Annotated in this window: 14 protein-coding genes; 11 read left to right on the forward strand and 3 right to left on the reverse strand. The window is 70.4% G+C overall.

The genetic code is table 11. The features are described from left to right. Nucleotides 1-22: 22 nt before the first annotated feature. Genes ACWD12_RS29265 through ACWD12_RS29280 form a run of 4 tightly spaced genes read left to right on the forward strand, consistent with a single transcriptional unit; the run spans nt 23 to nt 4,039 of the window. A complete protein-coding gene (locus ACWD12_RS29265; RefSeq protein ID WP_358353210.1) occupies nt 23-943 on the forward strand; it encodes a branched-chain amino acid ABC transporter permease in 921 nt (306 codons plus the stop codon). Continuing rightward, the gene (locus tag ACWD12_RS29270; protein WP_450102081.1) at nt 940-2,325 is read left to right on the forward strand and encodes a branched-chain amino acid ABC transporter permease; all 1,386 of its coding nucleotides are present in this window, start codon (nt 940-942) and stop codon (nt 2,323-2,325) included. Before ACWD12_RS29265 ends, ACWD12_RS29270 begins: the two co-directional genes overlap by 4 nt. Further along, complete coding sequence (locus ACWD12_RS29275) at nt 2,322-3,266, forward strand: ABC transporter ATP-binding protein (RefSeq protein WP_358353214.1); 945 nt, start codon at nt 2,322-2,324, stop codon at nt 3,264-3,266. The genes ACWD12_RS29270 and ACWD12_RS29275 overlap by 4 nt, the downstream gene beginning before the upstream one ends. Then, a complete protein-coding gene (locus ACWD12_RS29280) occupies nt 3,263-4,039 on the forward strand; it encodes an ABC transporter ATP-binding protein (protein ID WP_358353216.1) in 777 nt (258 codons plus the stop codon). The genes ACWD12_RS29275 and ACWD12_RS29280 overlap by 4 nt, the downstream gene beginning before the upstream one ends. A gap of 76 nt (nt 4,040-4,115) precedes the next feature. On the opposite strand, the gene ACWD12_RS29285 is transcribed toward ACWD12_RS29280, so the two are convergent. Together ACWD12_RS29285 and ACWD12_RS29290 are read right to left on the reverse strand one after the other, a co-directional pair. Further along, complete coding sequence (locus tag ACWD12_RS29285; protein WP_450102082.1) at nt 4,116-4,772, reverse strand: hypothetical protein; 657 nt, start codon at nt 4,770-4,772, stop codon at nt 4,116-4,118. An 88-nt stretch (nt 4,773-4,860) separates the two neighbouring features. Continuing rightward, entirely contained in the window at nt 4,861-5,274 is a 414-nt protein-coding gene (locus tag ACWD12_RS29290; RefSeq protein ID WP_450102106.1) for a hotdog fold thioesterase, read from the reverse strand. A gap of 181 nt (nt 5,275-5,455) precedes the next feature. On the opposite strand from ACWD12_RS29290, the gene polA reads away from it, so the two are divergent. The 4 genes from polA (at nt 5,456) to ACWD12_RS29310 (ending at nt 12,282) form a co-directional block, all read left to right on the forward strand. Then, nucleotides 5,456-8,230: a DNA polymerase I gene (gene polA, locus ACWD12_RS29295; RefSeq protein ID WP_450102083.1), complete on the forward strand. Its 2,775-nt coding sequence runs from the start codon at nt 5,456-5,458 to the stop codon at nt 8,228-8,230. 373 nt (nt 8,231-8,603) lie between these two features. After that, a complete protein-coding gene (locus ACWD12_RS29300; RefSeq protein WP_450102084.1) occupies nt 8,604-10,559 on the forward strand; it encodes a lytic transglycosylase domain-containing protein in 1,956 nt (651 codons plus the stop codon). A gap of 221 nt (nt 10,560-10,780) precedes the next feature. Continuing rightward, entirely contained in the window at nt 10,781-10,918 is a 138-nt protein-coding gene (locus ACWD12_RS29305; RefSeq protein ID WP_450102085.1) for a hypothetical protein, read from the forward strand. A 143-nt stretch (nt 10,919-11,061) separates the two neighbouring features. Further along, entirely contained in the window at nt 11,062-12,282 is a 1,221-nt protein-coding gene (locus ACWD12_RS29310) for a DUF3068 domain-containing protein (protein ID WP_450102086.1), read from the forward strand. A 124-nt stretch (nt 12,283-12,406) separates the two neighbouring features. Here the strand turns inward: ACWD12_RS29310 and ACWD12_RS29315 are convergent, their stop codons facing one another. After that, a complete protein-coding gene (locus ACWD12_RS29315) occupies nt 12,407-13,258 on the reverse strand; it encodes a class I SAM-dependent methyltransferase (RefSeq protein ID WP_450102087.1) in 852 nt (283 codons plus the stop codon). A gap of 328 nt (nt 13,259-13,586) precedes the next feature. Between ACWD12_RS29315 and rpsA the strand changes: the two genes are divergently transcribed. The 3 genes from rpsA to ACWD12_RS29330 all read left to right on the forward strand — a co-directional run bounded on the left by rpsA (nt 13,587) and on the right by ACWD12_RS29330 (nt 17,878). Next, a complete protein-coding gene (gene rpsA, locus ACWD12_RS29320; protein ID WP_358365177.1) occupies nt 13,587-15,080 on the forward strand; it encodes a 30S ribosomal protein S1 in 1,494 nt (497 codons plus the stop codon). Between the two features lie 397 nt (nt 15,081-15,477). Then, nucleotides 15,478-16,743 carry an MFS transporter gene (locus ACWD12_RS29325; protein WP_450102088.1) on the forward strand — a complete coding sequence of 422 codons (1,266 nt, stop codon included), beginning with the start codon at nt 15,478-15,480 and terminating at the stop codon, nt 16,741-16,743. After that, entirely contained in the window at nt 16,733-17,878 is a 1,146-nt protein-coding gene (locus tag ACWD12_RS29330; protein ID WP_450102089.1) for a TolB family protein, read from the forward strand. The genes ACWD12_RS29325 and ACWD12_RS29330 overlap by 11 nt, the downstream gene beginning before the upstream one ends. The last annotated feature ends 230 nt before the right edge of the window (nt 17,879-18,108 follow it).

The raw sequence follows: 18,108 nt of genomic DNA on the forward strand, positions 1-18,108 counted from the left end.
CTCGCCTCAGGAAGCCTTGCCAATGAACCTCAACGAGTTCTGGGACTACCTCATCCCGGGGATCGCGCTCGGCGCGCTGTACGCCGTGATCGCGATCGGATACACGCTGGTGTACGGCGTGCTCCAGCTCATCAACTTCGCGCACAGCGAAGTCTTCATGATGGGCGGGTTCGCGGCGCTGTTGGTGCTCACCGGCATCGAAGCGTCCAACCCGACGGGCCTCATGTCCGTCCTCCTCGTCGCCGTCGGCCTGCTCGCCGCAGGACTTGCCGGCGCGGGAACCGCGTTCGCCCTCGAGAAAGCGGCCTACCGGCCGTTGAGAAAGCGAAACGCACCTCGTCTCGCGTTCCTCATCAGTGCGATCGGTGCGTCGTTCTTCCTGCAGAACCTCGCCGGGAAGCTCTTCGGGCGCGACCCGAAGGCGATCCCCGAGATCTTCACGAACAAGAAGGTCTTCTCGGTCTTCGGCACCCAGGTCACCGTGCTCCAGCTGCTGATCGTGGGTTCCGCGATCGCCATGATGGTCGGCCTCGACCTGCTGGTGAACCGCACCAAGATGGGGGCCGGCATCCGCGCGGTCGCCCAGGACGCGGAGACGGCCAGCCTGATGGGCGTCGACATCGACAAGGTCATCTCGCGCACCTTCCTCGTCGGCGGCCTCATGGGCGGCGCGGCGGGCTTCCTGTTCGGGCTCAACTCGCAGGTGTCGTTCACGATGGGCTTCCTGCCCGGCATCACGGCGTTCGCCGCGGCGGTCGTGGGCGGCGTCGGCAACATCCGCGGCGCCATGCTCGGCGGCATGCTGCTGGGCATCGTGGAGAACTTCTCCGGCTGGTGGTTCGGAGAGGAATGGCGCTACGTCAGCGCGTTCGCGGTGCTGATCCTGGTGCTCATGTTCCGCCCGACGGGCATCATGGGTGAACGTCTGGGGAGGTCGGCATGAGTGCCGTCAAGACTCTCGACCGGCAGCCGGTCACCGAGACCGCACGCCGGATCGCGGCGCTGCGCAAGGGCAAGTGGTACCAGCAGCAGCGCTGGGCCAGGCTGATGGGCCTGGTGTTCGCCGCCGTGGTGCTCGACGTGATGGCCGGCCCGCAGGGCAGTTCCAGCGATGTGTTCTTCGCGCTGGAGGCGGTCTACAAGGAGCCCACGTCGCTGATCGTGTGGATCGCGGTCATGGTGGGTGTGTGGGCGTTCGCCGAGTTCGGCTGGGGGTACGTCAAGCCGTACTTCGACTGGACCAAGGCCAAGGCCACCGAAGCGGGTTCGAGCGTACGGCAGGTGACGGCCGACCGGCGGGTGAAGTGGCCGCTCGGCATCGGTGTCGCGGTGCTGCTTATCGCGCTGCCGGAGATGCTCAGCACGTACTGGAACCAGGTGCTGGTCGGCGAGGTGGCGGTCTACGTCCTGCTCGCGATCGGCCTCAACGTGGTGGTCGGCTGGGCCGGTCTGCTGGACCTGGGCTTCATCGCGTTCTTCGCGATCGGCGCGTACAGCGCGGCGTACTGGACCGGCGCGCTGCCGGTCGAACCGCCGGTCGAGCTCACGCCGTTCCTGGTGATCCCGGTCGCGGTGCTCACGTGTCTGATCGCGGGCCTGCTGCTCGGCGCGCCGACGCTGCGGCTGCGCGGCGACTACCTGGCGATCGTGACGCTCGGCTTCCACGAGATCATCTACCTGATCGCGAAGAACAAGGAGGACTTCACCAACGGTCCTCGCGGCGCCACCGGAATTCCGGGTTTCGAACTGGACCTGGGTTTCTGGGACTACAAGTGGGGGCTGGACCCCAAGCAGTACTGGTGGCTGATCCTGGCGTTCGCGGCGGTGCTGGTCTTCGTCTTCCGGCGGCTGGAGCACTCGCGGGTCGGCCGCGCGTGGACGGCGATCCGCGAGGACGAGGTCGCGGCGGCCGCGAACGGCGTCGACACGGTCAAGTTCAAGCTGATGGCCTTCGCGATCGGTGCGTCGACGTCCGGTATCGCGGGCGTGATCTACGCGTCGAAGCAGCAGTTCATCTCGCCGGAGTCGTTCATCCTGCTCAGCTCGGTGCTGGTGATCGCGTACGTGATCTTCGGCGGCATGGGCTCGCTGTGGGGTGTCATCGTCGGCACCGCGTTCCTGGCCTGGCTGCCGCAGCGCCTCAAGGAGTTCGTGGACCCCAAGGACCGCTACATGTACCTGGGCGCGCTGCTGGTGGTCATGATGATCTACCGGCCGCAGGGCCTCATCCCTTCCCGGCGGCGCAAGCGTGAGCTGACACTGGCCAAGCAGGGCATCGGGGACGCGGACGCGATGACCGAACCGGTCGGCGGGAGGATGGGATGAGCACGACCGTGACGAAGACGGCGGGTGTCGGCGGGGCGGTGTCCGACGCGGTGATCGCGGTCAGCGGGCTGACGCTGCGTTTCGGCGGCCTGGTCTGCCTCTCCGAGGTCGAACTGACGCTGCGCCGCGGGGAGATCCTCGCGGTGATCGGCCCGAACGGGGCCGGCAAGACGTCGCTGTTCAACTCGCTGACCGGCGTGTACGTCCCGCAGGAGGGTTCGATCACGCTGAACTCGGTCGACGGGAACACGCATTCGCTGCTGGGCCGGAAGACGCACGTGGTCAACCGGCTCGGCCTGGCCCGGACGTTCCAGAACATCCGGCTGTTCGCCGCGCTCACCGCGCTGGAGAACGTCAAGATCGCGGCGGAGACGCGGCAGAAGTCGGGTCCGGTCGGCATCATGCTGGGCCTGCCGCACGCCCGCCGCAACGAGCGCGAGAGCGATCGGCGCGCACACGAGCTCATGGAGTTCGTGGGCCTCGGGGGCAAGATCAACGAGCTGGCCTCGTCGCTGAGTTACGGCGACCAGCGCAGGCTGGAGATCGCCCGGGCGCTGGCGACCGACCCGCAGGTGCTGCTGCTGGACGAGCCGGCGGCCGGCACCAACCCGACCGAGAAGCTCGAACTCGCCGACCTGATCAAGCACATCAACCGCGAGCTGGGCATCAGCGTCCTGCTGATCGAGCACGACATGCGCCTGGTGATGTCCGTGGCGGACCGTGTCACGGTGCTCAACTTCGGCAAGGTCATCGCTTCCGGTACGCCTTCCGAGGTGCAGCGGAACCGGGCTGTGGTGGAGGCGTACCTCGGTGCCGAGATGGCCGCCGAGGTGCTGGACGCGGGCCCGTCCGACACCGGCGTCGCGGCCGGCGCGGGGGTCGCGGGCGGCGCGGACGAGGGCAAGGCGGCCGGCGCGGTCGGCGGCGAGGAGGAGCGATGAGCACGACAGAGGCTCCCGACGTGACCGGGAAACCGACCCTGGCGAAGGGCCAGGAGACCGCGGCGCTTCTCGAACTGCGCCATCTGAAGGTGTCCTACGGCGCCATCGAGGCGATCAAGGGCATCGACGTGATGGTGCGCGAGGGCGAGATCGTCACGCTGCTGGGTGCCAACGGCGCGGGCAAGACGACGACGCTGCGCACGATTTCGGGGCTGCTCAGGCCGAAGGCCGGCGAGATCCTCTTCGAGGGTGAGCGCATCGACGGCGTCCCGGCGCACCATGTGGTGGGCCTGGGCATCGGGCAGTCGCCGGAGGGGCGCCGGGTGTTCCCGACCATGACGGTCGTGGAGAACCTGGAGATGGGCGCGTACCGCTTCAAGTCCGTGCCCCAGGAGGACATGGAGCGGGTCTTCGACCTGTTTCCGCGTCTGCGTGAGCGGCGTTCGCAGTACGCGGGCACGCTGTCGGGCGGTGAGCAGCAGATGCTCGCGATCGGCCGCGCGCTGATGGGCCGTCCGCGGTTGCTGCTGCTGGACGAGCCGTCGATGGGTCTCGCGCCGCTGATCGTCGCGCAGATCTTCGCGATCATCCAGGAGATCAACGCGCAGGGCACGACGGTGCTGCTGGTGGAGCAGAACGCGGCGCAGGCGCTGGCGCTGTCGGACCGGGCGTACGTCCTGGAGACCGGCAACGTCCAGCTGAGCGGTTCGGCGCAGGATCTGCTCGCGGACCCGCGGGTGCGCGAGGCGTACCTCGGCGAGGGCGCCGGCTGATCGGATGCGCTGACCGAAACGGCTTGGGGTGCCTCGGAGTTCGTTTCCGGGGCACCCTTTGCCGTGGGCGGTCCCGTTACTGCCGTTCCCAGGTGTGCGCGGGCAGCGCGACCTCGGCGGGGAGGGACTCGTCTGTCGCGCGCACCCGGATCGCGACCGGCCGGCGGTCGGCCGGGATGTCGAACCAGTAGCTCAGCACCACGATGTTGCGGGCGCCCATCTGCTGCACCTGCTGCTGTCGCTTGATCTGCATGACGATGTCGTCGGGTATGAGCTCGGAGCCGTCGTCGAGCACGATCTTCTGGATGCGGCTGTCGATGTTCGCGGTGACGAGCTGCTGGTTGTCGAGGCGTACGCCGACCCGGCAGATCTGGCCGCGCGCGTAGTACTCCGCGTGGGTGCCGGTGGTGAACGCCATGCCGCAGTGGAAGGCGGTGACGCGCACTTCGAGGCGGTCGCTGCGCACGGGCGCGGAGTCGACGACGACGTCGCCCTCGTAGACATAGGGGACCTCGGGTTTGTCGTCCGGCCAGGTCGCGGCCGCGACGCCGGCGGCGGTGCCGGCGCCGGCGAGGAGGCCGAGCGCGGCCGCGGCGGCGAGGAGCCGTCGGCGCGGGCGGCGTGGTGGGGCTTGTGCGGCAGGTACGTCCGGTGGGGCCTGCGCGGCCTGTGCTGCCGGTGTGTCCGGTGCCTGCGCGGCCTCGGCCGCTATGTCGTCGGTCTCCTCGCCCATGCGACACCTCCCCGTGCGCACGCCGTCGGCCGGCTGCGTCGGCAGTACGCTACGGGCCGCGCGTGCCGGTGTCAGCGCGTTCGCGGGGTCAGCGCTCGCGGCGGATCATGCAGCTCAGCCGGGCGGTGCAGATGCGCTTGCCGTTCTCGTCGGTGATGGCGATCTCGTACGTCGCGAGGGTGCGGCCGAGGTGCAGCGGTGTGGCGACGCCGGTCACGAGGCCGGACGTCGCGGAGCGGTGGTGCGTGGCGTTGATCTCGATACCGACGGTGATCGCGTCGGGACCGGCGTGGATCGCGGCGCCGATGGAGCCGAGTGTCTCGGCGAGCACGCAGGAGGCGCCGCCGTGCAGCAGGCCGTACGGCTGCATGTTGCCCTCGACGGGCATGGTTCCGACCAGCCGTTGCGCGGACGCCTCGTGGATGACGATGCCCATGCGGCCGCCGAGCGTCTCGGTCGCCCGCGGGTTCCCGAAGACCTTGGTGAGGTCGTCGACGGGCATCGGGAAGGCGAGGTCGGGGGCGTCGGGGCCGGGCTCGGAGCCGGTGGCGTGCGTGGGGTCGGGGGTGGCGGTCATGTGCTGCTCCTGGTGGGGCGGGTGGGGCGGTCGTGCGGCCACGGTTCGGCCACTCGGGTGGAGTGACATGACCGGATGTGTCGGCGTCCCAGCCTAGGATCTGTTCGTGGCTTCCACCGACACACCCCAGGCTCCTGTCCGTTCCGCCTCCGCCTCCCGGCCGCGGCTGCTGCTCCTCGACGGGCACTCGTTGGCCTACCGCGCGTTCTATGCGCTCAAGGAGGCCGCGATGTCGACGGCCACCGGGCAGCCGACCCAGGCGGTGTACGGGTTCACGTCGATGCTGGCGAACGTGCTGCGCGACGAGGCGCCCACGCATCTCGGTGTGGCGTTCGACGTGTCGCGGCAGTCCTTCAGGACCGAGCGGTTCCCGGACTACAAGGCGAACCGTTCCGCGACGCCCGACGAGTTCAAGGGGCAGGTCGAGCTGATCGTCGAGGTGCTGGAGGCCATGGGCATCCGCACCATGCGGGTGGAGGGCTTCGAGGCGGACGACGTCATCGCGACGGTGTCCACGCGCGCCGCCGACGAGGGCTACGAGGTGCTGATCCTCACCGGGGACCGCGATTCGCTGCAGTTGGTGACGCCGGACATCACGGTGCTCTATCCGATGATGGGCGTCAGCAAGCTGCACCGGTTCACGCCGGACGCGGTGGCGGAGAAGTACCAGCTGACGCCGCAGCAGTACCCGGACTTCGCGGCCCTGCGCGGCGACCCGTCCGACAACCTGCCGGGCATCCCCGGGGTCGGCGAGAAGACGGCGGCCAAGTGGATCCGCGAGTTCGGCTCCTTCCAGGAGCTGGTCGAGCGGGCCGACGAGGTCAAGGGCAAGGCCGGGCAGAACCTGCGCGACCACCTGGAGGCGGTGCGGCTCAACCGCGAACTGACCGAGCTGGTGCGCGACGTGCCGCTCGAGGTCGTGCCGGACGATCTGGAGCGCAAGGCGTTCGACCGGTCGGCGGTGGAACGGGTGCTGGACTCCCTGGAGTTCCGCAACGACAACTTCCGCGACCGGCTGTGGGCGGTCGACCCGGGCGCGGCGGCCGCGCAGGGCGGCGAGGAGGTGCCCGTCGAGGACGGCTTCACGCTGGAGACCTCGGTCCTGGAGACCGGCGCGGTCGCGGACTGGCTTGCGGAGCACGCCTCGGGGGCCGGCCGCACGGGTCTCGCCGTGGAGGGTACGTGGGGCCGCGGGACCGGCTCGGTGACCGGGCTGGCGCTCGCCGGCGCGGACGGCGCGGCGGCGTACCTCGACCCGCTGGTGTTGGACGAGGCGGACGACGCGGCGCTCGCGGCGTGGCTCGCGGACCCGGACCGGACGAAGGCGGTGCACGACGCCAAGGGGCCGATGCTGGCGCTGAAGGCGCAGGGCTGGGAGCTGGCGGGGGTCACCTCGGACACCGCACTCGGCGCGTACCTCGTGCTGCCCGGGCAGCGGTCGTTCGCGCTGGAGACGCTGACGCACCGGTTCCTCGGCCGGGAGCTGAAGGTCGACGAGGCCACCGACAGCGGGCAGTTGGCGCTCGACATGTCGGGTGAGGACGAGGAGGACACCGCGAAGGGCGAGGCGCTGATGCTCGCCGCGCACGCGGTGGTCGAGGTCGCGGACGCGCTCGACGAGCAGTTGGAGAGCCGGGGCGCGCTGAAGCTGCTGCGCGACATGGAGTTGCCGCTGATGACGGTGCTGGCGCGCATGGAGCGCGTGGGGATCGCGGCGGACCGGGACTACCTGGACAAGCTGGAGGCGCAGTTCGGGGCGGCGGTCAAGCAGGCCACCGAGCTCGCCCACGAGGCGGTGGGCCGCGAGTTCAACCTCGGGTCGCCCAAGCAGCTCCAGGAGATCCTGTTCGGGGAGATGAACCTCCCGAAGACCAAGAAGATCAAGACGGGTTACACGACGGACGCGGACGCGCTGGTGTGGCTCGCCACCCAGCCGGGCATCCCGGCGCCCGCGCAGGATCTGCTGACCGCGCTGTTGCGGCACCGCGACCAGACCAAGCTGAAGGTGACCGTCGAGGGACTGGTCAAGACGGTCACCGACGACGGGCGCATCCACACGACGTTCCACCAGACGGTCGCGGCGACCGGGCGGCTGTCGTCGTCGGACCCGAACCTGCAGAACATCCCGATCCGCACCGACGAAGGGCGGCTGATCCGGCGCTCGTTCGTGGTCGGCGAGGGCTTCGAGGGGCTGCTGACCGCCGACTACAGCCAGATCGAGCTGCGCATCATGGCGCACCTGTCGGGTGACGAGGCGCTGATCGAGGCGTTCACGTCCGGCGAGGACCTGCACAACACCGTGGCGTCGGCGGTGTTCGGGGTGCCGACCAGCGGGGTCGACGCGGAGATGCGCCGCAAGATCAAGGCGATGTCGTACGGACTGGCCTACGGGCTCTCGGCGTTCGGGCTGTCGCAGCAGCTCGACATCACGCCGGAGGAGGCCCGCAAGCTGATGGCGACGTACTTCGAGCGCTTCGGCGGCGTACGGGACTACCTGCGCGCGGTCGTCGACGAGGCGCGGCAGACCGGCTACACCGAGACGGTGTTCGGACGCCGCCGCTACCTGCCGGACCTGACGAGCGACAACCGGCAGCGCCGCGAGATGGCGGAGCGCATGGCGTTGAACGCGCCGATCCAGGGGTCGGCGGCGGACATCGTCAAGGTGGCGATGCTGGGCGTCGACAAGGCGCTGCGGGACGGCGATTTCGTGTCGCGGATACTGCTGCAGGTGCACGACGAACTGGTGATGGAGATCGCGCCGGGGGAGCGGGCCGCGGTCGAGGAGCTGGTCCGGCGGGAGATGGCGGACGCTTACCCGCTGCGTGCGCCGCTCGACGTGTCGGTGGGCTTCGGCGCGACATGGGAGGACGCGGGGCACTAGGCCCGTCTCGTGCCGTCTTGACTCGTCGCTTTGTGTGCCGGGGTGGGGGATGGTGCGGGGCGAGGTGCCGTGATGTGGGGGCGGGAACCGGGTGCGGTTCCCGCCCTTCGGCGTACCGGCGTGGTGACACGTGTCGGCCTCGTCGCGGTGCACTGATAAACGCATGGAACCATGACATATGCCGCCGAGGGGGTAGAGCGGCGGCGGAACCTGACGTAGGTTCATGTCCGCTCGTCGCCCCGCCGGTTCGGCCCGATCCGGTGCACATGGGCCGGCGCGCCGACATGCAGCCAGGCGAAGGGGGCGGTTCGTGGACGAGGCCGAACGGGGGCCCGGTCCGCGGGATCCGGAGATACCGCAAGAGCCAGAGGTCATGAGTGAGGCGCCGACGACGGCGCCGTCCGCGGACACCGAGGACCGGTCGGCCCCGGCGGCCTCCGACGGGGACTGGACCCGCAATCTGACGACGATCGCGGTCGTGGCGCCCAAGCCGCGGCCGGGCGGCGGACCAGCGGCCGACTCTGCCGATGCCGGCGCCGCGGATGCCGACTCCACGGATGCCGACGCCGCGGGAACCGCGGCTGATGCGGAGTCCTCCGATGCGGACTCCGCCGGCGACGAGGTGCCGCTCGTGTTGCCTCGGCGCCGCGGTGACGACGCCGCGCCGACGGAGGGCGCCGTACCCGCCGCCGAGAAGCCTTTCGTGCCCGGTCCGACGCCCGCACCCGAGCCGCCGGTCGAGGATGCGGCGGACACGCGCCTGAAGTCGTTGGTGGCGGCATGGGTGGCGGTCTCGGACACCGAGACCCCCGACGGGACTTCCGCGCAGCCTACGGACGAGGCCCCGGACGAGACCCGGGACGAGACTCCGCACGACACCTCGGTCGCAAGCCTGGCCGAGAGCGAGAGCGAGAGCGAGAGCGAGAGCGAGACCGAAACCGAGGCCGAGGCCGTTGCGGCGCCCGCCGCGGTCGAGGCTGCTACGGCATCGCCAACTGACATCCCCGAAGCGGACGTTGACGGTACGGCCGACCCGGAGTCGGGCGAAGGCGCCGACGGAGCCGGGGACGGCCCGGCGGCCGAGGACCCCGACACCGCCCTCCTCAGTCCCGTCGAGCCCGCAGGAGGGCCCGACACGGCCCTTCTCAGCCCCGTCGGGCAGTCCGGCGCCAAGGGCGCGGACCTCGACTCGTGGGTGGCCTCGCTCGGCGCCCGGCCCAAGGAGTTGGCGGACAAGCCCGGCGCGGCCTCCGCGGACACCCCGGCCGAGGCCAAGTCCGAGGCCGGGGACGCCGGCAACGAGGCCAAGGAGACCGTCCCCGCGCGCCGCCGGTTCATCAACCCGTGGCTGGGCGGCGCCGCGGTGGTCGCGCTCCTGCTCGCCGGAGCGGCGGCCGTGGAGAACCCGTTCACGATGGCCACCGCGGAACGCGTACCGGTCTCGGACGTGCCCCGGATGTCCGACCCCGAGCCGGACCAGGACAACGGGCCGGTCAACGGCGGGCTGCCGGTGAACCTCGAACTGCCGCCGGTGCTCCCGGCGGCCGCGCCGGGGGCGAGCGTGGCGCCGTCCGCGTCACCGTCCGGACCGGCGACGTCGGGGCAGCCCTTCACGCTGCCGCCGGTGCAGTCCCAGACGCCCGCGTCGACGGTCACCGGCTCGAACGGCATCCCGCAGCTGGTGTTGTCGGCGTACAAGCAGGCCGCCGAGTACACCGCGAAGGCCGACCCCAAGTGCCGGCTCCCGTGGGAACTCCTGGCGGCCGTCGGGCGCGTGGAGTCCGGGCATGCGAACGGCGGGCAGGTGAGCACCACCGGGACCGCGCTGACGCCGATCCTGGGGCCGCGCCTGGACGGTACGCGGTCGACGAAGGCGATCCGCGACACCGACAAGGGCACGTTGGACTTCGACACCGAGTTCGACCGCGCGGTCGGGCCGATGCAGTTCATCCCGACGTCGTGGAAGGCGTACGCGATGGACGGCAACAAGGACGGTAAGAAGGACCCGCAGAACGTCTACGACGCGACCCTGACCGCCGCGCGCTACCTGTGTGCGGGGGACCGGGACCTGTCGACGGAAGCGGGGCTGGACAAGGCGATCTTCAGCTACAACCAGTCGCCCGAGTACGTGCGTTCGGTCAAGGCGTGGACGGTCTTCTACCGGCAGGGGGTGCGGCCCGTCGTCGTGCCGCCCGCGCCGCCCGCGACCAGTTCGAAGCCGCCGACGCAGCAGGCCCCGACGTCGCCCTCGTCGTCCAAGTCCACCTCGAAGGCGCCCGCCACGACCACGAAGTCGGCGCCGAAGACGTCGCGCGCACCGAGCTCCTGAGCACCCCGGATCGCAATAACAGAAACGTGTTCTCGTTACTCCCCCTTCGCGCGTACCGCGGAGGGGGAGTTTCGGTATCGGCGAATGCGCAGATGGTGACGGCATGTTGTGCCAAACGTGCGGTCGCAACAGTGAATGTGCGCGAGAAATCTGAAACGTGTTCTCATTCCGGGGCTTCCTTGCTAGCGTGCGGTCTCCGTGAGCGCAAAGGAGAGTTTTTGATGCGTGCCTTCGCCGCGGTCGTCATCGGCCTGCTGCTCGCCGTGGGAGCGGCCTACTCGCTGGCCGCCTTCGCGGTCCCGGAGCCCAAGGCCATCGACAAGCCGCTCGAGGTGACCCAGGTCCCCGCGAAGCCCTGAGGACTGCCGGACGCGGAGTTGCCGGACGCACGGCTTCACCCGCAGGGCCGGTACCTCCCGAACATTCCGAAGAACCCGTACGTCCCGCACAACCCGCATGAACGCAATCTGTAACTCGCTCCATCGGCAAGGGGACATTCTCGATGCGTCGTAGGTCCAGCCTGGTCCTTCTGGCACTGGCGGTGTTTTGCGTGGCACTCGCCCCGCTGCTCCGCGAGTACGCCTTCCCGCGCCTGGTCGCGAAGGCGCTGAAGAGCGACAAGGCGTACAAGGTGATGGTCCTCGAAGCCCAGAACGCGACGCTCTTCGGCGATCCGAAGGGCGAGGGCAAGGCCACCGCCACGATCATCCAGACGGTCCGGCCGAACCCGGACGAGTCCGACGGACAGACGGTCGTCTGGGACATGAACCTCGCCATGGTCGACAGCGAGGGCAAGGTCGTCACCCAGATCCCGGAGCGCTACGCCTTCGACGCGGTCAGCCAGACGCCCCAGAACTGCTGCGGCGAGCACATCGACAGCAAGCCGGTCGCGCACACCGGCATCGCGTACAAGTGGCCCTTCTTCACCGAGAAGCGCGGCTACAACTACTACGACGCGCAGGCGCAGACGGCCGCGACGATCGACTACAAGCGCACCGAGAACTTCAACGGTCTTGAGGTCTACCTCTTCGAGCAGACGGTGCCGTGGAGCAAGGTGCCGATCCCCAGCCAGTTGCCCGGCGGCCTGAACCCGAAGGACGTCGAGGCAACCGGGATGGAGCGGTGGTACACCACCGTGCGCAAGTTCTGGGTCGAACCGGTCACCGGGGCGCCGGTGTACGCGGAGGAGATCCACAAAGAGGAGATGCGCACGCCCAACCCCGACGACCCGGCCAACCCGGGCAAGATCGTCGTCTTCGACGGCCACGTGAAGATGAAGGCCGAGTGGTCGAACAAGCTGATCGCGGACGCCAAGGAGCAGCGTTCGCAGATGCTGCTGATCCACGACCGCATCCCGCTCGGCCTGGTGGTCGTCGGCGTCCTGCTGCTGCTCGCCTCGCTGCTGTTGCAGTACCTGGGCAACCGCGAGCCGAAGACGCCGTCCGGTAAGCGGCGCCGCGGTCCCGATGCGGCCGGCGGTCCGGGTGAACCCGCGGCCGCGGCGGGCGCGGCCGGGTCTCCGGCGGCAGCAGCGCAGCCCGCACCGCCTGTGCCGGTCGCCGCGGCTCCGGTGCCGGCGGCCACGGAGACGGCCGTCCTGCCGCGGATCCCGGTGTCCGGATCGGCCGAGATCGTGGCCGAGGCGCCGGTGCCGGCGAGCAACGGCAAGACGCCGGCGACCGCCTACCCGGAGCGCCCGTCGGCGCCGCCGCCGACGGGCTGACCCGGTCCGCACAGACGCAGCGTGAGGGCCCGCCTCCGGTCGACCGGAGGCGGGCCCTCGTCGTGCGGTCCGGGCGGAAGCCGACCGAGGGTGGCAGCCGGCCCGGGTGAGAGTTCGGCGGGTGTCAGTCGCGGTCGCAGACGAAGATAGCGGTCCCGGGGATGCGGCGTCCGCGGGTCGGACTCCAGCCGCCCCACACCTGCGCGAGGTCTTCCGGCCACTCGGGCTCGACCAGGTCGACGATGCGGAACCCGGCGGCGGCGACTTCGCGTACGCGCATGCCGAGGGTCCGGTGGTGTTCGACGTACGTGGCCCGGCCGTCCTCGTCCTGCTCGACGTATGGCGTGGTGTCGAAGTAGGAGTGCGTGGCCGTCAGGCCCTCCTCGCCGGGGTCGTCGGGGAAGGCCCAGCGGATCGGATGCGGGAGCGAGAACACCCAGCGCCCGCCCGGCTTCAGGACGCGGTGGACCTCGCGCATGATGGCGCCGCCGTCGGGGCTGAAGGCGAGCGCGCCGTACGCCGTGAACGCCAGGTCGAACGCGCCGTCCGCGAACGGCAGGGCGGCGGCGTCCGCCTGCACGACCGGCACGTGCACGCCGTGTGCCGCGTCGATCCGCCGCGAGTGCTGGAGTTGGCGGTACGACAGGTCCAGCGCGACCGGGCGTGCCCCGCGCGCGAGGAGGCTGCGCGCGCACTGCCCCGCCCCCGAGCCGATCTCCAGGACGCTCTTCCCGGCGACCTCGCCGAGCAGGCCCGCCTGTTCCTCGTCGAGCCCCTCGGGCCCCCAGACGAAGCGGGCGTCGCCGAGGAAGTCGCCGTGCTCCGCCTGGTACTCGTCGGCGTTGGCGTCCCACCACGAGCGGCCCGCGCGCACACTCTCCGCGGAGCCGACGTCGCGTCGTCCGACATCCGCCGGGTGCGACTCGGCGGACTCGCCTGCTTGTTGCGCCGTGGGGTGCTTCCCGGCAACGTTCATATGACTTGCCTCACGCGCTGTTGTTCGGGATCGGCGTACGTTATCGTGCGCGCGTGCGGGAATGAGTCACGGTGGACACCGGGCCGCCGTACGGGCGCGTGGTGGCGCCTGCCCGCCCGTGACCCCTGCGCGTTGACCGCGCCTGAACGGCCCCGTATGCTGCAAGTTGCGCCGCGGGCCTGCGTGAACTCAGACGGAGCAGGTCGCGCTCACCTTTGTCGTTCCATTTCGGTCATTTTCCTTGGCTGTCAGAGTCCGACGGGGCGAAACCGGGTCCTGGAGCGTGGTTTTACCGACGACTTCTGTCCGTACCGGAGCCCTTTCCCACATGACGAGCAGCACCGAGGCCACTCGAACCACCCCGCAGGTGGCGGTCAACGACATCGGTTCCGAGGAAGAATTCCTCGCCGCGATCGATGAGACGATCAAGTACTTCAACGACGGCGACATCGTGGATGGCGTGATCGTCAAGGTCGACCGGGACGAGGTCCTGCTCGACATCGGTTACAAGACCGAAGGCGTCATCCCCTCCCGCGAGCTGTCCATCAAGCACGACGTGGACCCGCACGAGGTCGTCGCGGTCGGCGACAACATCGAGGCCCTGGTTCTCCAGAAGGAGGACAAGGAAGGCCGCCTGATCCTCTCGAAGAAGCGCGCGCAGTACGAGCGCGCTTGGGGCACGATCGAGAAGATCAAGGAAGAGGACGGCATCGTCACCGGTACCGTCATCGAGGTCGTCAAGGGTGGTCTCATCCTCGACATCGGCCTCCGCGGCTTCCTCCCCGCTTCGCTCGTCGAGATGCGCCGGGTCCGCGACCTCCAGCCGTACGTCGGCAAGGAGCTCGAGGCGAAGATCATCGAGCTGGACAAGAACCGCAACAACGTGGTCCTGTCCCGCCGCGCGTGGCTGGAGCAGACCCAGTCCGAGGTCCGCCAGACGTTCCTCACGACCCTGCAGAAGGGCCAGGTCCGCACCGGCGTCGTCTCCTCGATCGTCAACTTCGGTGCGTTCGTGGACCTGGGCGGCGTCGACGGCCTGGTGCACGTCTCCGAACTGTCCTGGAAGCACATCGACCACCCCTCCGAGGTCGTCGAGGTCGGCCAGGAGGTCACGGTCGAGGTCCTGGACGTCGACATGGACCGCGAGCGCGTCTCCCTGTCGCTGAAGGCGACCCAGGAAGACCCGTGGCAGCAGTTCGCCCGCACCCACCAGATCGGCCAGGTCGTTCCGGGCAAGGTCACCAAGCTCGTTCCGTTCGGCGCGTTCGTGCGCGTCGACGAGGGCATCGAGGGCCTGGTGCACATCTCCGAGCTGGCCGAGCGCCACGTGGAGATCCCGGAGCAGGTCGTCCAGGTCGGCGACGAGATCTTCGTCAAGGTCATCGACATCGACCTGGAGCGCCGTCGCATCAGCCTCTCGCTGAAGCAGGCCAACGAGGCCTTCGGTGCGGACCCGGCCGAGGCCGAGTTCGACCCGACCCTCTACGGCATGGCCGCGACCTACGACGACGCGGGCAACTACATCTACCCCGAGGGCTTCGACCCGGAGACCAACGACTGGCTCGAGGGCTACGACAAGCAGCGCGAGGAGTGGGAGCGGCAGTACGCCGAGGCCCAGACGCGCTTCGAGTCGCACCAGCAGCAGGTCGTCAAGGCCCGCGAGGCCGAGGCCGAGGCGGCTGTCGAGACCGGCGGCGCCAGTGGTGGCGGCGGCGGCTCGTACTCCTCGGCGCCGGCCGAGGCCCCGGCCGGCGGCGGCGCGCTCGCTTCGGACGAGGCGCTCGCCGCGCTCCGCGAGAAGCTGGCGGGCGGCCAGAGCTGAGGCTCTGACGCAGCGCAGTACCTGACGCTGTAACACCAGCGGCAACCAGAAGGCCCCGCCCCCGAGGCGGGGCCTTCTGCTGTTCCCCGCAGGGGTTGTGCCCCGTGGGACACGGCCGCTACACCAAATGCGCGCGGATGCCACCCTTTCGAGCTATCAAGGGCGGCAGGGCAGTTGCCGAGGCAGCGCGGCGGGGTCGGTCGCGGGGTCGGTCGCGGGGTCGGTCGCGGGGTCGGTCGCGGGGTCGGTCGGCAAATCGGCAGGCCGGTCGGCGGGTCGGTGGTCCGCTCGGGTGGGGAACGGACGGTTTTGCTCGGGAAGGGGCCTGCCACGGCTAGGGTTTGCTGAGGTTCGGGCTTCGGGCCGGAACACGGCCGGGTGAGAGGGGCCCTGCGGCGTGTACCTGTCTTCCAGCCGCAGCCAGGACACCGTCACCGGGGTGGGGGGCGGTCGCTCCCGGGTGGCACGCGGCGCGGTCACGGCGAATGTCGTGGCACTCGGCATGGTCAGCCTTGTCACCGACATATCGTCGGAGATGGTCACGGCGGTCATGCCCGTCTACCTGGTGGCCGGACTCGGGCTGTCCATACTGCAGTTCGGATTCCTGGACGGCCTCTACTCCGGCGTGACGGTCTTCCTGCGGCTGGCGGGCGGGCACATCGCCGACCGCTTCTCGGCGCGCAAGAAGGTCGCCGCGGCGGGCTACGGGCTGTCCGCGGTCAGCAAGCTCGGCTTCCCGGCGGTCGGTGCCTCGGTGTCCGGCATCGGGACGCTGCTGGCGGTGGACCGGGCGGGCAAGGGCCTGCGTACCGCTCCGCGCGACGCGTTGATCTCGCTGTCCAGCACACCCGAGGCGCAGGGCCGGGCGTTCGGGGTGCACCGGGCGCTGGACACCGCGGGGGCGTTCCTCGGCCCGCTACTCGCGTTCATGATCCTGTCCGCGGTGGCGACCGCGTACGACGCGGTGTTCGTCGTGAGCTTCTGCATCGGCATGGTCGGCCTGCTGATGCTGCTGCTGTTCGTCCGGGACCGCCCCGGGCCGCCCGCCGGAACCGGCAAGCCGCGCGCGGCGTCGTGGCGGGCGGGGGTGGGGCTGCTGCGCGACGTGCCGTTCCGGCGGCTGTGCCTGTGCGCGGCGCTGCTCGGCGTGGCGACGGTGAGCGACGCGTTCATCTACCTCGTGCTGCAGCGCGAACTGGACATCAAGGCCCACTGGTTCCCACTGCTGCCGCTCGGTACCGCCGGGGTGTACCTGCTGCTGGCGATCCCCGTCGGGCGGCTCGCCGACCGGGTGGGGCGGCGCCGGGTGTTCCTCGCCGGGCACCTCGCGCTGGGCGCGGTGTACGTGCTGCTGGCCGGGCCGTTCGGCGGCGTGGCGCTGCTGGTCGGCACGCTGGCCCTGCACGGGGTGTTCTACGCGATGACCGACGGCATCCTGATGGCGGCCGCCGGCGCGGGGCTGCCGGCCGAGCTGCGCACGAGCGGGCTCGCGGTGCTGCAGACCGGGCAGGCGGCGGGGCGCTTCGTGTCGTCCGTGGCGTTCGGGTGGGCGTGGACGCAGTGGGGGCCCGAGCGGGCGGTGGTGTGGTCGGGTGCGGTGCTGGTCGTCGCGCTGGGGGTCAGCGCGGTGGTGCTGGGAGGGGCGCGCGTACGTGGACGTTGAACAGGACCGGGACCGCGAGCAAGATCGCGAACAGGACCGGGGACAGGACCGCGGGCAGGCCGACGTATCGGACCGGGAGGCGGGTCGTGAGCACGACGGGCCGGTGGCCGCCGTCTTCACGCGCCGCAGAGTGCTCGCCTTCGTGCTCGCGCTGGTGGTGCTCGCCGGGGTGGGGGTCGCGTACACGCTGCACGCCGTCGAGCGCGAGGACGACAAGAAGTACGGCGGCTCCGGCACCGCCCCCGGTGCCACGCCGATAACCCTCGCCGGCCCGCCGCGCCTGCTGTTCCGCAGCACCGAGTCCGGCCCGGGGTACGGCCACCTGGCGACCGTCTCCGCCGCCGACCCCGGTGGCCCGCGCCTGGTGGGCGACCGTACGTGCGAGCGCGTCTACGCCGCGGCCGGCACCGCGCTGTGCCTGGTCGTCGACCGCGGGGTCATCTCCCGCAACTACGCGCTCGTCCTGGACGACCAACTGCGGGAGACGCGTCGCGTGGAGTTGTCGGGTACGCCGAACCGGGCGCGCCTGTCGGCGTCGGGGCGGATGGCGTCGTGGACGGTGTTCGTGTACGGCGACTCGTACGCCGGCTCGTCCTTCTCGACCCGCACCTCGGTCCTCGACACGCACACCGGCGCCGTCGTCGAGTCCCTGGAGGACTTCGCGGTCACGCGCGACGGCAAGGACGTGCGCACCCCCGACCGCAACTTCTGGGGCGTCACGTTCACCGCCGACGACAACGTCTTCTACGCGACGATGTCGACGTTCAGTCCCAACCGCACGTACCTGGTCCGCGGCGACTTCCGGGCGCGCACGATGACGGTGGTGCGGGAGAACGTGGAGTGCCCGTCGTTGTCCCCGGACGGCACACGGCTGGTGTTCAAGAAGAAGGTGTCCGACGACGCCCGCAAGCCGTGGCGGCTGTACGTCCTGGACCTGGCCACCGGTGCCGAGACCGCGCTCGCCGAGGCCCGCAGCGTGGACGACCAGGCGGTCTGGCTGGACGACCGCACGGTGGCCTACGACCTGCCGGCCGGGACGGGTTCGGCGTCGGACGTGTGGTCGGTGCCGGCCGACGGCGGCGGCGCTCCGGTGCGGCTGGTCGCGGGCGCGTTTTCGCCCGTGCCGCTGGGCTGAGCGCACGGGCGGACGCGAAGGTAAAAGGAAGGGTGAACAGTGGATCGTCTTTCGGCCGGGTAATGCCACAGTTCTGTCACGAAAGCACAGAGTGATCAGTCGTTCTGAATCTGTTCGGACAGGCTCTGACCTGCGAGGACAGCACCCGGCCGGGGGCTGCGGCGGCAGGGGCCGTGCGGGGGTGCGGCACGTCCTCGGGAGGAGCCGACGGCGGCCCTTCGCGTACGCTA

This window comes from Streptodolium elevatio, assembly GCF_053592165.1.